Consider the following 16021-nt stretch of genomic DNA (forward strand, 5'->3'; position numbering starts at 1 on the left):
AAGACGTCTTACTGCTCCGGACGCATGTACGGGAACAACAGCACATCACGGATCGAGCTGCTGCCGGTCAGCAGCATCACCAGGCGATCAACGCCGATGCCGAGACCGCCGGTCGGCGCCATGCCGTACTCCAGCGCACGGATGTAGTCGGCATCGTAATGCATGGCCTCATCATCGCCGCCTTCCTTGGCCGCCACCTGGGCCTGGAAGCGCTGGGCCTGGTCTTCCGGATCGTTCAGCTCGGAGAAGCCGTTGGCCAGCTCCTTGCCATTGACGAACAGCTCGAAGCGGTCCGTGTAGCCCGGATCGTTGTCATTGGCACGGGCCAGCGGTGAGACCTCCACCGGGTGATCGGTGATGAAGGTCGGCTGGATCAGGGTGTGCTCGACGGTCGCCTCGAAGATCTCCAGCAGCAGCTTGCCCCAGCCGTAGGACGGCTTGACGCGGATCTTCAAGCGCTCGCAATGGCGCAGCAACGCGTCGCGGTCAGTGCAGTCGGCCGCGGAGATTTCCGGGTTGTGATGGCGCACCGCCTCGTCCATGCGCCAGCGGCGGAACGCCGGGCCCAGATCGATCTTCGCGCCATCCCACTCCACCTCGGTACCACCGTTCACGGCCTGGGCCACGTCACGGATGACACCTTCGGTCAGGTCCATGATCTCGTTGTACGTGGCGTACGCCTCGTACAGCTCCATCATGGTGAATTCCGGGTTGTGCCGGGTGCTCACACCTTCGTTGCGGAAGTTGCGGTTGATCTCGTACACCCGCTCCAGGCCACCCACGGTCAGTCGCTTGAGGTACAGCTCCGGCGCCACGCGCAGGTACAGGTCCAGGTCCAGCGCGTTGTGGTGGGTGGTGAACGGCTTGGCCGCCGCGCCGCCGGGGATGTAATGCATCATCGGCGTTTCGACTTCCAGGAAGTCGCGGTTGTCCAGCCACGCGCGCATGGCGCGGATGATCTTCGAGCGCTTGATGAAGACCGCGCGCGATTCCGGGGTCACGATCAAATCGACGTAACGCTGGCGGTAGCGCTGCTCGACGTCGGCCAGGCCATGCCATTTGTCCGGCAGCGGGCGCAGCGACTTGGTCAGCAGGCGGATCGACTCGGCCTTGACCGACAGCTCGCCGGTCTTGGTGCGGGTCAGGCCGCCTTCGACGGCGATGATGTCGCCCACGTCCCAACCCTTGAAGGCGGTGTAGGCATCACCCAGCGTGGCACCCTGCAGGAACAGCTGGATGCGGCCGGACTCGTCCTGGATCTGCGCGAAGCTGGCCCTGCCCATGATGCGCTTGGCCATCAGGCGACCGGCCATCTTCACTTGGCGTCCCTGGCCTTCCAACGCCTCGGCGGTCCAGGTTTCAGCGTCGGCGAACTCGTCCTGCAGACGACCGGCGAAGTCCTCGCGACGGAAGTCGTTCGGGTACGCGATGCCCTGCCCACGCAGCGCTTTGAGTTTCTCACGGCGCTCGGCGATCAACTTGTTTTCGTCGACGGGGGGGGTATCGGTAGCTTCGCTCATGGATCTGCGGGAATCGTGTAGTGAGGGGGGATGCTGCGCCCGGCGCAGCCGGTTCCACAGCATACCAAAACCGCCCTGCCCCGGCCCTGGGCCGGGCCCACCGCCTGGTAGCCGCCAACCCTGGTTGGCGCTCTGCGTGTCGACCAAGGTCGACACCTACCGCGCGGATCGGCCGGCCCTGCTCCGGTCTTACCTGTTTCCAGGGAACGCCTGCCGCAGTTCGTCCACAAGCACCCGCTCGTTCTCCGAGTAATCAATCGGCACCGACACCAGGTGCACCCCACCCTCGTTGAACGCCGCCTCCAGGGTCGGGATGAACTGCTCGATGGCCGTGACCGCGTGCCCCTTGCAGCCATAGGCTTCGGCGTACTTGACGAAATCCGGATTGCCGAACGTCATGCCGTAGTCGGCGAAGCCGTCCACCGCCTGCTTCCAGCGGATCATGCCGTAGGCGCCGTCGTTGAGGATCAGCACCACCAGGTTCAGGCCCAGCCGGCGTGCGGTCTCCAGCTCCTGGCTGTTCATCATGAAGCCACCATCACCACATACGGCCAGCACCCGCCGCTGCGGATACAGGATCGAGGCCATGATCGCCGACGGCAGACCTGCACCCATCGTGGCCAGCGCGTTGTCCAGCAGCAGCGTATTGGCCACCTGGGTGCGGTAATTGCGGGCGAACCAGATCTTGTACATGCCGTTGTCCAGCGCCACGATGCCGTCGGGCGGCATCACCTGGCGCACGTCATGCACCAACCGCTGCGGGGTGAAGCCAGCCTCTTCGGCGCGATCGGCGATGTGCTCCAGGATCGTCGCGCGCAACGGCAGCAGCGCGGCGGCGTTGTCGACCCTGCCTTCGATGCGGTCGCCCAGCAGTGTCAGCGAGCGGCCGATATCGCCGATCACTTCCACCTGCGGGAAATACACCTGTTCCACCGCTGCCTGCGAGTAACCGATATGGATCACGGTCGGGCCGCCCGGGTGCATCACGAACGGCGGCTTCTCGGTCACCTCGTGGCCGATGGTGACGATCACGTCGGCCTGGTCAATGGCCATGTGAACGTAGTCGCGCTCACTCAGCGCCGCCGTGCCCATGTACAGGCCCGAGCCACCGGCCACGGCACCCTTGCCCATCTGCGTGGTGACAAAGGGGATGCCGGCGCGCTGCACGAACGCCGACAGCGCTTCGCTCGATTGCGGCCGCGAGGCCGCCGAGGCGATCACCAGCAGCGGCCGCCGGGCATCGCGGATGATCTGCGCCGCGCGATCCAGGGCTTCCGGGCTTGCGATCGGCCGATCCACCGGATGCGGCGGTATCAATGCCACGTCCTCGACCTCCATCGCCGCGATGTCTTCAGGGAGCTCCAGCAGCACCGGGCCGGGGCGCTCCTCCTGTGCCGTGCGGAAGGCTTCACGGACGATGGTCGGAATGGTGCGCGCCGAGACGATCTGCCGTGCCTGCTTGGTCAGTGGCTTCATCGTGCTGACGATGTCCACGATCTGGAACCGCGCCTGCTTGCTGGCGACGATGCCCTTCTGCCCGGTGATCATGATCACCGGCCACGCACCCAGCAGCGCGTAGGCCGCGCCGGTGGTGAAGTTGAGCGCACCCGGACCGAGCGTGGCCAGGCACACGCCGGGCTTGCCGGTCAGCCGGCCATACGTGGCCGCCATGAACACCGCTGCCTGCTCGTGACGGGTGATGACCAGCTCGATGCTGGAATGGCGCAGCGACTCGACCACGTCGAGGTTTTCTTCGCCGGGAATGCCGAAAATACGCTCGACGCCTTCGTTCTCAAGTGCGGCGACGAGCAGATCTGAACCCTTGGACATGGGAATGCCGTCCTTTTTCGCTGGACTGATGGTGGATCGTTGCAGGAAGGATGAGAGCCGCGCGTCAACGCTTGTCGAACCACACCGTCTGCGCGTTGACGAACTCGCGGATGCCGAAATGGGAGAGCTCACGGCCGAAGCCACTCTTCTTCACGCCGCCGATCGGCACGCGTGGGTCCGAAGCGGAGAAGCCGTTGACGAACACTCCGCCGGTCTGCAGCCGGCGCGCCAGCTGCATCGCACGGGCACGGTCGCCGGTCCACAGGTTGCCGCTGAGGCCGAATTCGCTCTGGTTGGCCAGTTCCACTGCATGGTCGGCGTCACGTGCGCGACTGATCGAGGCCACCGGCCCGAAGGTCTCGGTATCGAACGCCTGCATGCCCGGCTCCACGCCGGCCAGCACGGTGGGCGCATAGAACGCGCCGGGGCGATCCAGCTGGTGACCGCCGACCAGCAGCTGCGCACCGGCCTCCACCGAGGCACGCACCTGCGCGTCGAGCTGTTCGAGCAGGTCCTGTCGGGCCATCGGGCCGATGCGGTTGCCTGCTTCGCGGCCATCGCCGATGGTCAGCGCCTGCACCTTCTGGCAGAACTGCGCCACGAACCGGTCGTACACCGCCTCTTCGACGATGATGCGCTTGCCGGCGATGCACACCTGCCCGGTGTTCTGGAAGCGCGAGGCGACCGCCGCATCGACCGCGGCATCCAGATCGGCGTCGGCCAGCACGATGAACGGATCCGAGCCGCCCAGCTCAAGCACCACTTTCTTCAGCGCCTGCCCGGCCTGCGCCGCGATGCTGCGGCCGGCAGCCACGCTGCCGGTCAGGGTCACTGCAGCAATGCGGTCATCGGCGATCGCGTGGCTGGTGCCCTCACGGCTGATGTTGGCGGCGATGAAGGTGCCTTCCGGCAACCCGGCATCGCGCCAGGCCGCGTCGAGCAGCCGGGCGGTGCCGACGATGTTCTCAGCCGGCTTCAGCAGGAAGCCGTTGCCGCCCATCAGGATCGGCACCGCCGCGCGCATCACCTGCCAGTACGGGAAATTCCACGGCATGATGCCCAGCACCACGCCCAACGGCAGGTAGGACACGTAGGCCTTGTCATCCGGCACCTGGGTCGGCTCGTCGCGCAGGAACTGCGCGCCGTTGTCGGCGTACCAGTCGCACAGTACGGCGCACTTTTCGATCTCGGCCAGCGACTCGGCGTGGACCTTGCCCATCTCGGCGGTGGCCAGCGCAGCCAACGGCTCTCGGTCACGACGCAGCACCGCCGCCATCGCACGCAGCACGTCGGCCCGCTGCTCCAGGCTCTTTGTGCTCCAGGTGGCGAAGCCGGCCTGGCCGCGGTCGAGGATCGCTTCCAGTTCGGCGCCGGTGGCGAAGGGATGGCTGGCGATCTGCTGGCCGGTGGCCGGATCGCGGGAAATGGCGGTAGTGGGGGCAGCGGACATGCAGGTCTCCTGGTGTCTCGACAACGGGCGGTGCCCGTCTCCTGCACAGGAATGTGGACCCGATTGATGAACGCAACAAGGCGTCTGCTTATCCTGTGACCTGCACTTACCTGCCTGAATGGGGGCTCTTGGCAGGGCTGCGCCGTGCACCCACCGAAGCCAGAGCAACGTCAACGGCAGAAGCTTGCATTCCGGGGGTTGGCGGGGTGGGTCCGGTTGAGGGGGCGCTGCAAGTACCCCTCCGGGACCCGGCCCAGCCGCTGGCGGCTGGGCGTTTGGGCGCTTGCGAAGCAATGCTTCGCAAGCAAAGCGCCCTCACCCATGTAAGCTCGGTCGCCGCTTGCTCGTGTGCGCAGTCCTGCGCACACGGCAAGACCGGGGTTGGGCGTCCTGCCCAACCCGCCCGAGGCATGCCTCGGGCCCATGCGGCTCACGCCCCCTCAACCGGACCCACCCCGCCTTCGACAGTTTTCCGCGATCTGTCGGAAATACTCTTGGGGTCAGATCCGTTTCCGTAGGAAAACGGATCTGACCCCGGAACTTCATTCGATATCTGACAGAGGTGTCGACCAAGGTCGACACCTGCCAACAGCCCCGGGAACCTGTCAGAGGCGGGGCGGTGTCGGAGTGCGGGGTGTCAGCCGCATGGATGCGGCTGCCAAGCCCCCAAGGACGGGTTTACGGCATCCCCGCACTCCGATACCGTCCCGCCATCCCACGGATAGCCCGCTCTTGCTGTTGCCTTGGCTTGAAGCCTCTGCGGGTGCAGGGCGCAGCCCTGCCGTAAACCCCCTACCTACGCGGCAGGTAGGTAACCAAGGAAAGGTCGTGCCGGCTCTCCGGCACCAGCGCCACGTACTGCAGGTCCAGCAACCCGCGCGTGGGATGGTTCAGTGTCTTCGCGCCCTCGTCGAAACGGCGCACGTCGTGCTCCGGCCACCACTGGCGGAACTCCTCGCTGTGCGCCGCGATGTCCTCGACCAGCGCCAGGAACGGGGCCTTGTCCGGCGCCTGCGCCATTGCCGCGCGGAAGCCGGCCAGCAGGCCGCGGGTCATTTCTTCCCAGTTGAGGATGAGCGTCCGGTACGGCGGGTACAGGAACATCAGCCGCAGCGTGTTGCGCTCGTGCGGCGCCAGCTGGCTGTAGTCGACGAACAGGTCGGCGATGGCCGGGTTCCAGGCCAGGATGTCGAATCGGGTATTGCGCACGTAGGCCGGGATCGGCTGCATCGCCTCCACCAGCTGGCGCAAGCCGTCGGTCACGCTCTCGTCCGGCGATTCCAGTGGCACGCCATAACCGGAGAGCGCGAACGCATAGGCGCGTTCGTCGTCGCTCATGCGCAGCACCTGCGCCAGGCGCTCCAGCACCTCGGGCGAGGCGCGCACTTCGCGGCCCTGTTCGATCCAGGTGTACCAGCTGACGCTGACCCCGATCGCCAGTGCCACTTCCTCGCGCTTCAGGCCCGGCGTACGCCGACGCCCGGCCGGCAGGCCGAGCGTGGCGGGGTCGACACGGGCGCGGCAGGCCTTGAGGAAACCGCCCAGTTCCTTGCGTTCACTCTCGCTGCGCATCATCGCCCTCCGTTGCGGAAGGCGATGATATCCGCGCAGGCGCGCCGATCAGGCATCGACGCGCTTGGAGCCCACGGCCAGGCCGGCCTTAAGGCTGGCCTCGACGAACTCGTCCAGGTCACCGTCGAGCACCTTCTGCGTATCCGAACGCTCGATGCCGGTGCGCAGGTCCTTGATACGGCTCTGGTCGAGCACGTAATTGCGGATCTGGCTGCCCCAGCCGATGTCGGACTTGGTGGCTTCCACCGCGTCCTTCTCGGCGTTGCGCTTCTGGATTTCCAGCTCGTACAGCTTGGCGGCCAGCATCTTCATCGCGTTGTCGCGGTTCTGGTGCTGGCTGCGGCCGGTCTGGCACGCAACCACGATATTGGTCGGGATGTGGGTGATACGCACCGCCGACTCGGTCTTGTTGACGTGCTGGCCACCGGCGCCGGAGGAGCGGTAGACGTCGGTACGCAGGTCGGCCGGATTGATGGTGATGTCGATGTTGTCGTCGATTTCCGGCGACACGAACACCGAGGTGAAGCTGGTGTGGCGGCGGTTGTCCGAGTCGAACGGCGACTTGCGCACCAGGCGGTGCACGCCGGTTTCGGTCTTCAGCCAGCCGTAGGCGTAGTCGCCTTCCACGCGCAGGGTGGCCGACTTGATACCGGCGACGTCGCCACCGGAGACTTCCATCAGCTCGGTCTTCCAGCCACGCGACTCACACCAGCGCAGGTACATGCGCAGCAGGATCTCGGCCCAGTCCTGGGCTTCGGTGCCGCCGGCACCGGCCTGGATGTCGACGAACGCTGCGGCATTGTCCATTTCGCCGGAGAACATGCGCTGGAACTCCAGCTTCTCCACATGCGCCTGGTGCTTGTCCAGGTCGGCGACCACGGCCAACGCCGTGTCTTCGTCCTGTTCGGACTCGGCCAGTTCCAGCAGTTCGGTGGCGTCGCTCAGGCCATCGAGCACCGAGGCGATGCCGCCCACGGTCTTTTCCAGGCTGGAACGCTCGCGGCCCAGATTCTGGGCGTATTCGGCATTGTTCCAGACGTCGGGGCTTTCCAGCTCCCGCGTTACTTCTTCAAGACGCTCTTTCTTGGCGTCGTAGTCAAAGATACCCCCGAAGCGACAGCACGCGATCGGTCAGATCGGTGATGCGCTGGCGGACAGGATTCAGTTCGATCATGTCGGCGGTTATGCACTAAATAGATGACTGCATATGATACCGCAGGACGCCCCACCCGTAGAGTCGAGCTTGCTCGACTGCGCCCGGGGCGCCGCCGCCCTCGTCGAGCAGGCTCGACACTACCCCCCGCCCAGCGCCTGCCGCAGCAGCGGCAGCTGTCTCCGGCTGCAGGGTACCCGGGCCCCGTCGGCCATATGCAGCAGGGCCTCGCCGCCCTCCAGCGGCTCGATCGAGCGCAGCAGGCCACGATGGATCAGCCAGCTGCGGTGCGGGCGCAGGAACAGCGCCGGGTCCAGGCGCTGCTCCAGCACCGCCATGGTGATCCGCAGCGGGTAGTCATGCCCGCGTACCCGCAGGTTCACATAGTTGCCTGCGGCCTGTGCGTACTCCACGTCGGCCGTGGCCACCAGGAATTCCTTGCCCAGCTTGCGTACCAGGAAGTGCGCCGGGCGTTCCACCGGCTCCACCGGCGGGCCCTCGTCGGGCGGCGCCAGCAGGTGGGCCTCACCCTGCCGCTGGCGGCCGAACCAGGCCACGGCGTGCACGGCGATCACCAGCAGGCTGTAGGTCTGCACATCCTTGAAGAACTCGTAGAACCACTGCGTCGGCCAGTCGCCGTAAGTGTAGTGCTGGCCGACCATGCTGAAGGCCAGCTTGCGCAGCAGCACCATGGCACTGACGTGCAGCAGCCACCAGGCGATGCCGCCCAGCACGTAGAAACCGATGCGCCGCCGCCAGGTATCGGCATGCAGGGGCCAACGGCGTGCGGCCGCATGCAACAGCACCAGCAGTGCCAGGCTGGCCAGCGCACTGCTGAACTCTTCGATTGAGGTTGCCGCCATGGGGAACGGCTGCGCGTCACGCAATGCCCGCATCCACAGCGCCAGGACGTTGCCTGCTGCGGTGCCCAGAAACAGCAGCGACCAGAACGCGGCGGCCAATCCACGGCGCCGCGACGGCTCGGCAACAGGGGCGGCCAACACCGCCGGATCTCCATTTTCCATGCGACCTATTGTTGCCCATCCGGCCCCGCCTGCATTGGCCATTGGTCCCTGCCACCCCTCCATTGGCCCCTGCGGGGCCGCTACCGGGCCCCCTCTGCTGGCGCCCAGGCGTTGGCCGGCGGAGGGTGCAGTTTCCTCCTGATGCACGCCGCCCATGCACCGTCGCCACGATCTGGACACCCTGCGAATCGCCGCCTTCGCCCTGCTGATCCTCTACCACGCCGCCATGGCCTACGTGGCCGGCTGGGACTTTCACCTCAAGAGCGCTTACACCGCCGAGTGGCTGCAGTGGCCGATGATCGCGCTGAACCGATGGCGCATGCCATTGCTGTTCGCCATCAGCGGTATCGCCCTGGGCCTGTCCCTGCCCGATCAGGGACGGCTGCAGCACACCCTGCGCCGTTGCTGGCGGCTGCAGCTGCCGCTGCTGTTCGGCATCGTTGCCGTCGTATCCCTGCAGGCCTACTACGAGGCGCTGGACAAGGGCGACGCAGCACCAGGGTTGGCCCGGTTCCTGTGGCGCTACTGGCAGTTCCAGCCGTGGCCGGGAGCGCATTTCAGTGGTGCCGCGTACGGCTTTACCTGGAACCACCTCTGGTACCTGGCCTATCTGCTGCCCTACACCGTACTGGTGGTGTCGCTGGCCAGCCTGCTGCGACCGCTGCGCGGAGTATTGCCTCGCGTGCAGCTGAGCGACCGCCTGCTGGGCAGCGTGTTGCTGATGGCGCCGGCTGCGTGGCTGGCCTGGGCGCTGCTGGTGTTGATGCCGCGCTGGCCGCCCACCCACGCCTTGCTGGACGACGTCTACGTGCATGCCGAGTCGCTGCCATTGTTCCTCGGCGGATTCCTCGCCGCGCGCTGGCAGCGCGGCTGGGGTCTGCTGGTGCGTGGGCGGCGCTTGACACTGGCTCTGGCGGCCCTGGGTCTGTGCATGGAGCTGGGCATCCGCGCCCTGTCCCGCCTGCCGCATGTAGGCGAGGTCGATGCCTGGGTGCTGGCATTGCCATGGGCCCAGGCCGAACGCGTCGGACGCGCGTTATATACGTGGTGCATGCTGCTGGCGCTGTTCGGCTGGGCCCGCGTGTTGCTGGATCGCCCCTGGGCCGGCCTGACCTACTGCCGGGAGGCGGTGTTCAGCTGGTACATCCTGCATCAGACCGTGCTGATCGTCCTGCTGTACGCGTTGCGCCCGTTGCAGCTGGGCCCGTGGCTGGAACCTGCGCTGCTGGTGTCCGGCACCGTCGGTGGCTGCCTGTTGATCCACGAACTGCTGGTCCGACGCGTGCGCTGGCTGCGCCCCCTGTTCGGCCTTCGCGCCAATCGCCCACCGACGCCAGCGATACGGGCTGCGACGTTGTAGAGCCGAGCGCAGGCTCGGCCCTACAACGAGACAGTCGAGCAAGCTCGACGCTACATGGCCCGGGATCGATCATTTGACCTCGAACTCACCTACCAGCACGGTCTCGGCACGGTCCTTCAACCGCATCGTCACCATCTGGTCCTTCTGCTTCGGCGTGCCCCAGTGGGTGGTCAGGCGCAGCATGAGCGTGGTAGCACCGGTGACCAGCTGCTGGCGGCTGCCGAAGTAGTTCGCTTCCACCTTGTACCTGCCTGGCTTGGCGTTGCGCAGCGAGAACTGCTCGGGACCATAGCCGCCGGTGAAATCCTGCGACATCTGCCCGCCCTGGTACGTCAGGCGGTTGCCGTAGTAGGCACGCTCGCCATTCGGGTCGGTCACCCACAGGTCCATGTCGCTGTTGTCGGCGTCCCACGACAGCACCACGCGCAGGTCCAGCGGCATCGCCTGCAGCAGGCGCGGATCGATGCCGGTGGTATCCAGCCGCGGCGTGCTGCGAGCCACCAGGTTGGTCAGCTCATCCAGCGCGATCAACGCGATGCCATCGAAGCGGTTGTCCCACGGCCGCACCACCACCTGGTACAGCGGTGCCAGCGCCTGTTGCGGCTTGCCGGCCGCCGCCAGTGCCAGGCCCAGGTCGCGGAAGCTCTGCGGCTCTTCCTGCCCCATCGCCAGCACCTGCTCGAACACCGGCACCGCCAGTGCGGGGGCGTCGGCCTGCATCAGCCGATAGCCGAGCACGCGCAGCAGGTGGCGGTTGTCCAGGTCCATCTCAGCCAGGTTGGACAGCACGCGCAGCGCCAGATCGCGCTGCCCCTGTTCCAGCAGCAGGTCGGCGACGTCGAGGAAGAATGCACTGCTGTCAGCGTGCGCATCGCGTTCGGCCAGGTAGCGGTCGTACAGCTGCGACGGCGGCCCCTGGCGCAGGCGCCGGGCGATGGCCGAATCCGGCTGCCATGCCGCCAGCTGGATGCCCAGCGCTCCGTTGTTGGCCGCTACAGGTTCATCGACCGTCCCGCCAGTGACTGTGATCGCGTCCAGTGCCAGGTTCGACGTCGATGCCGGGCGACGCGCGCGCGCACTGGTGGCCTGCATGCGCTGCTCGGCAGCGACGGCCACCGGCGCCGGGGCGGGTGGAGCAGCGGGTGAGGGAGCCGCCAGCATCGCCACAGGGGCCGATTCGGCTGCAGCATCGGCGGACACCACCTCCAGCGTGGCGCCCTTTGCCTGCAGCGGCGCGCCCTTCGGCCAGCTGCGATTCCACCACTGCTGGCGCTCGTGCCACTGCGCCGCCACGCCATCCAGACGCTTGCGCTCGGCGGCCCCCTGGTCGCTGACCTGCCGTGCGAAACGGGCCTCGTACTCGGCGCGCAATCTGCCTGCCGGGCGGATCGCGTAACGCAGATAGTCCTCGAGGGTTTCAAGCACGATCAATGAAGTATCCGGCCCGACCAGGCCGAACTGCTGCGACAGTCGCTGCATCGCCTCGCGGTTGCCGCGGCGGTCGGACGCCAGCTGCTGCAGGCGCGCCTGCGCCCACAATCCCGCCAGCAGCTCACCGTCATCGCTCTTCCGCGTTGCCGGCAGCGCCTGCCACTCACCGTCCCCTACACGCACCCGCATCGGCACACCGTCCGCCGCGAGACGGGCATGCAGCCACAACCAGCCCTCGGCTTCGCTGTGGCGGTCGATCACCACGTCCTGTACGCCACGACCCGCATCGACCTGCACGTCCAACGGCGACGACAGCAGTTCCCGAGCGGCCGCATCGACATCCTTGCCAAGCGCGACGAAGCGGCCGCCATGAGTCTCGCTCCAGCCGCGCAGGCGCACCGCATCGGTACGGGCACCGGCGCTGCTGATCGCGAACAGGCGCTGCTCCGGCGCCATCGCCGGCAGCGACTCCAGCCCGTAGGTCAGCAGGCCATCGCTGACCAGCAGGTATTCCTTCACGCTCGGCTGCGGCTGCCACTGCGCAAGCGCGCTGGCACCGTCCGGGCGCATGCCCTGCAGTACGGCGCGCAGCTCGCTCCAGTTGCCGGCGCGGATGCGGAAGCGACGCACCGGCTCGGCACGATCACGCAGCACCGTCAATGCCACCGTGCCATCGCCCATCGCCGCGAAATAGCGATCCAGCAGCGCAAACTCCCGCGTGCGATCGCGCTGGCCCGCCGAACCCGAGGCGTCCCACAGCAGGCCAATCTCGCTGGGCAGCGTGCGCGGTGTGCGGCTGACCGGCACCGGCAGTTGTGCCAGCAGGTAGTGACCGTCCTGCCAAGCCGCCACCTGCACCTGCGCCTGGCGTGCCGCCGGCAGGTTCCATTGCAGCTGCGCCGGCAGCTGCGCGCCCTTGCCCTGCCATTGCAACTGCCCCGCGCTGATACGGAACGGCGCCGTACCTGCAGTAACCGGGGGCGCTTGCAGTTTCAGCTCGACCGAAGCGGCACCCGCAGCAAACTGCAGCGGCAGTGTCCATTGCCAGCCTTGGCCGGCGAAGGCCAGTGGTTCGCGCAGCACCAACTGTACGCGGCGGCTGCCACCGGCCGGCAACGGATAGATGCGCAGGCGGAACTGGTTGCCGGCGGTCTGTTCCAGCAGGCCCGGGTCGACGCCACGCCGGGCGATCTCCTCGAACACCTGACGGCCGCGGTCCTTGGGCACCGGCACCGCATCGCGCAGCTCGCCGTTGATGTCCAGCGCGAAACCGCTGATCTGCTGCCCATCGGCCAGCGGGAACTGCAGTTCGCCCTCCAGCACGCGCCGGTTCGGATTATGGAATTCCAGGGTGATGCGGGTCTGAGCAATGCCGGCCTGCACTTCGCCTTCGATGCGCGCGTGCTGCAACTGCACCGGTTGTTCGGCGGCGGCGGCGACCAGGAGGGGCGTCGCGGCGGGAGGCCGCGCGACACGAAGCGCCTGCGCCCCGGCAGTCGGAGCTGCCAGCGTCAGCAGAAACACAATGCAGCAACGGGCGAAGACCATGACAGCGCTCCAGTGGGATCGTGAATGCTTGAACGCGTGAGCTGACGGAACGGGGTTGGGCAGTGCGTCGCTTTTCATTGCCTCCGCCGGCAGGCACCATGTCCCACTCTCCCACACGCGCAAGGATGCCGATGCGACTGCCCCTGCCTGCTGCCCTGCTGGCCCTGGCCTGCCCGCTGGCCGCCATTGCTGCGGCCCCGTCCAAGCCCCTGTATTTCCAGCACCATGACTGGGTTGCGGCCTGCGACAACACCCTCACCTGCCGTGCTGCCGGCTATGCCGCCGACGAAAACAGCACCCTCAGTGTCCTGCTCACCCGCAAGGGCGGCCCCAATCAGGCCATCGAAGGCCGCCTGTCGCTGCAGCCGGAAGAAGGCCAGGCGCAGCCCAAGGGCGCCCTGCACCTGCGTATCCAGACCCAGGATCTGGGCGTTCTGGCACCCGCAAAGGGCGAAGGGACGCACAGCTTGAACGCCGCGCAGACCAGCGCGCTGCTGTCCGCGCTGGTGCGCGATGGCGGGATCAGCGTGACCGATGCCGCCGGCCATCGCTGGCCGTTGTCGGACAAGGGCGCCGCCGCGGCGCTGCTGAAGATCGACGAGTACCAGGGCCGCCTGGGTACGCCCGGCGCTGTGATGCGCAAGGGCAGCACGCCTGAAACCCGCGTCCCGGCTGCATTGCCAGTGCCACTGGTACGCAAGGCCGCCACCCTGGACTCGACCCCTGATGATCCTGCCTTTGCGCGGCTGGCTGCCTCACCCGCCCTGCGTGCAGCCCTGCGCGCGACGCTGAAGGACAGCAGCTGCGAAGGCCTGCTCGATACCGATGCGGATATCCCGCTGAGCAACTCACCCCTGGAAGTGCAGCGCCTGGATGCGCAGCACGTGCTGGTCAACGTGCCCTGCTGGCGGGCGGCGTACAACACCGGCGACGGCTACTGGGTGGCCCGCCCGCAAGCGCCGTTCCAGGCGCAGTGGGTGACCAGTGATGCGATTGACTATGACGACGGCCAGATCGTCGCGTCGCAGAAGGGCCGTGGCCTCGGCGACTGCATTTCGCAGAGCACCTGGACCTGGAACGGCAGCGCGTTCGTCGCCACTTCGGAGGTGGCAGCAGGCCTGTGCCGGGGCGTCCCCGGCGGCACATGGGAACTGCCAACGCTGGTCAGCGAAGTCCACTAGGAAAAGGGGACGGAGGGGATTAAGTCGCAATCGGCAAACGAGGCACAAGCGACTTAATCCCCTCCGTCCCCTTTTTCAGGCGGGCAGGCAGTGCTCTACGATCAGCTGGATCGCGCTGCCGCCGCGATAATCGTCGCAAGCCAGCCGATAGGCGAGATGCACATGGCGGCCGGGCGCGTTGCCGTGCCAGCCGCCGAAATGGATCGCGTTGATCGTGCCGGGTACCCCAGGCAGGCGCAGTTCCAGCTTCAAGTGGCGCTCCTTCAGTACGCGCCAGCTGGCCACTTCGAAGTGGCCATCGAACAGCGGTTCCGGGAAGCCCTGGCCCCACGGCCCGGCCAGGCGCAATGCATCGGCATGGCGGTGATCCAGCTCGTCAGCGGCCAGTTCACCGTCACTGAGCACCTGCTGCTGCAGTGCCGCCGGGTCGAGCATTTCCAGCACCACGGCCACGAAGGCAGCCTTGAAGTCATCGACGTGGTCCAGGCGCAGGCTGAGGCCGGCCGCCATGGCATGCCCGCCGAACCGTTCTATCAGACCTGGATGGCGCGCATCGACCAGTGCCAGCGCGTCACGGATGTGCAGCCCGGGAATCGAACGGGCCGAGCCGCGCAGGGTGTCCGCGCCCGGTTCGGCCGGGGCGAAGGCAATCACCGGGCGGTGCAGGCGATCCTTCATTTTCGATGCAACCAGACCGATCACACCCGGATGCCAATCGGCATCGAACAGGCACGCCGCCACCGGCCGCTGCCCGGCCATGTCCAGCACCACGCGGGTCAGTGCCTGCTCGGCGTCATCGGTCATCGACTGCTGCACCGCACGTCGTTCCGAATTGATCTGTTCCAGTGTCTGTGCGATCTCGCGCGCCTGGCGTGGGTCTTCGGTCAACAGCAGCGCGATACCCAGCGCCATGTCTTCCAGGCGGCCCGCAGCGTTCAGGCGCGGGCCGAGCGCGAAGCCGATGTCGGTGGCGGTCAGTCGTGCGGCATCGCGGCCGCTGGCTTCGATCAGCGCACGCAGGCCGACACAGCCCTGCCCCGCACGCAGCCGGCGCAGACCGGCGCTGACCAGTGCGCGGTTGTTCGGGTCCAGCGCGACCAGATCGGCGACCGTGCCGACCGCCACCAGGTCCAGCAGCGTGGTCAGATCTGGCCCCTTGCCATCGGCAAAGACACCGGCTTCGCGCATCCGCCGACGCAGCGCCATCAGCACGTAGAAGATCACGCCGACACCAGCCAGCGACTTGCTGGGGAAGGCATCACCATCCAGATTGGGATCGACGATGACATCAGCTGGCGGCAACTGCGGGCCCGGCAGATGGTGATCGGTAACCAGCACCTGCCAGCCGCGCGCCTTGGCAGCGATGACCCCGGCGTGGCAGGCAATGCCATGGTCGACCGTGACGAGTAGATCGGGCTGCAACCCGGCCAGCTCCTCAACCAGCGAGGGCGACAGGCCATAGCCATGCACCATGCGGTTCGGCACTGCGTGGAAGACATGCTGCGCGCCGAGCATGCGCAGGCCGCGCACGCCGACCGCACAGGCGGTGGCCCCGTCACAGTCGAAATCGCCAACCACCAGGATGCGCTTGTCGTTGGCGATGGCCTCGACCAGCAGGCCCACCGCATCGTCGATGCCGGTCAGCAGCTCCGGGGCGTGCAGGCTGCCCAGTTTCGGCAGCGCCAATTCCGGCGTTTCCGCACCGCGGGCAGCGTACAGCCTGGCCAGCAAGGGAAGTGTGCCCTCGGGCCATGTACCTGGTATCGCGGCATCGCGACGACGGATCGTCGGTGTATCAGAAGACGGCTGCGCGGCATCGGCGGCAAGGGACATCGGCATCGCCGGGTTGCGGAAGACCCCCGCATGATACCCCGCGCCGCGCGTCAGGCCCTGCCCGGGCTTGGCGCGGGCGTGGCGATCGCCCATGCTGGCCCGCTTCTGAAAAGGAATT

10 protein-coding genes are annotated in these 16021 nt (G+C 67.1%); 2 read left to right on the plus strand and 8 right to left on the minus strand.

Going from position 1 to position 16021, the window contains the following annotated elements; translation table 11 throughout:
* Positions 1–8 precede the first annotated feature (8 nt).
* The 6 genes from lysS to ABH900_RS02685 form a co-directional block, all read right to left on the minus strand.
* Positions 9–1520 (minus strand): lysine--tRNA ligase, encoded by a 1512-nt coding sequence (lysS, locus tag ABH900_RS02660; RefSeq protein WP_429620999.1) that lies wholly within the window; start codon positions 1518–1520, stop codon positions 9–11.
* Between the two features lie 189 nt (positions 1521–1709).
* Positions 1710–3350 carry an acetolactate synthase large subunit gene (locus ABH900_RS02665; protein WP_429621002.1) on the minus strand — a complete coding sequence of 547 codons (1641 nt, stop codon included), beginning with the start codon at positions 3348–3350 and terminating at the stop codon, positions 1710–1712.
* Between the two features lie 64 nt (positions 3351–3414).
* Positions 3415–4800 carry an NAD-dependent succinate-semialdehyde dehydrogenase gene (locus ABH900_RS02670; RefSeq protein ID WP_429621004.1) on the minus strand — a complete coding sequence of 462 codons (1386 nt, stop codon included), beginning with the start codon at positions 4798–4800 and terminating at the stop codon, positions 3415–3417.
* 792 nt (positions 4801–5592) lie between these two features.
* On the minus strand, positions 5593–6375 hold the full coding sequence (locus ABH900_RS02675; protein WP_429621006.1) for a helix-turn-helix transcriptional regulator: 783 nt from the start codon (positions 6373–6375) through the stop codon (positions 5593–5595).
* Positions 6376–6420: 45 nt separating this feature from the next.
* A protein-coding gene (prfB, locus tag ABH900_RS02680) for a peptide chain release factor 2 (protein ID WP_157721524.1) occupies positions 6421–7546 on the minus strand; the annotation gives its coding sequence in 2 pieces (ribosomal slippage) (positions 6421–7470 and positions 7472–7546; 1125 coding nt in all).
* Positions 7547–7665: 119 nt separating this feature from the next.
* Positions 7666–8550 carry a LytTR family DNA-binding domain-containing protein gene (locus ABH900_RS02685; RefSeq protein ID WP_429621008.1) on the minus strand — a complete coding sequence of 295 codons (885 nt, stop codon included), beginning with the start codon at positions 8548–8550 and terminating at the stop codon, positions 7666–7668.
* A 154-nt stretch (positions 8551–8704) separates the two neighbouring features.
* On the opposite strand from ABH900_RS02685, the gene ABH900_RS02690 reads away from it, so the two are divergent.
* Positions 8705–9910, plus strand: a complete 1206-nt coding sequence (locus ABH900_RS02690) for an acyltransferase family protein (RefSeq protein WP_429621009.1) — start codon at positions 8705–8707, stop codon at positions 9908–9910.
* 69 nt (positions 9911–9979) lie between these two features.
* Here the strand turns inward: ABH900_RS02690 and ABH900_RS02695 are convergent, their stop codons facing one another.
* The gene (locus ABH900_RS02695; protein ID WP_429621011.1) at positions 9980–12889 is read right to left on the minus strand and encodes a VIT domain-containing protein; all 2910 of its coding nucleotides are present in this window, start codon (positions 12887–12889) and stop codon (positions 9980–9982) included.
* Positions 12890–13020: 131 nt separating this feature from the next.
* Here ABH900_RS02695 and ABH900_RS02700 point away from each other — a divergent pair, with 131 nt between their 5' ends.
* Positions 13021–14070 carry a DUF1176 domain-containing protein gene (locus ABH900_RS02700; protein ID WP_429621013.1) on the plus strand — a complete coding sequence of 350 codons (1050 nt, stop codon included), beginning with the start codon at positions 13021–13023 and terminating at the stop codon, positions 14068–14070.
* Positions 14071–14145: 75 nt separating this feature from the next.
* Here the strand turns inward: ABH900_RS02700 and recJ are convergent, their stop codons facing one another.
* Entirely contained in the window at positions 14146–15903 is a 1758-nt protein-coding gene (gene recJ / locus ABH900_RS02705) for a single-stranded-DNA-specific exonuclease RecJ (protein WP_429621423.1), read from the minus strand.
* Between the last annotated feature and the right edge of the window lie 118 nt (positions 15904–16021).

This window comes from Stenotrophomonas sp. AN71, assembly GCF_050435725.1.
GTDB lineage: Bacteria > Pseudomonadota > Gammaproteobacteria > Xanthomonadales > Xanthomonadaceae > Stenotrophomonas.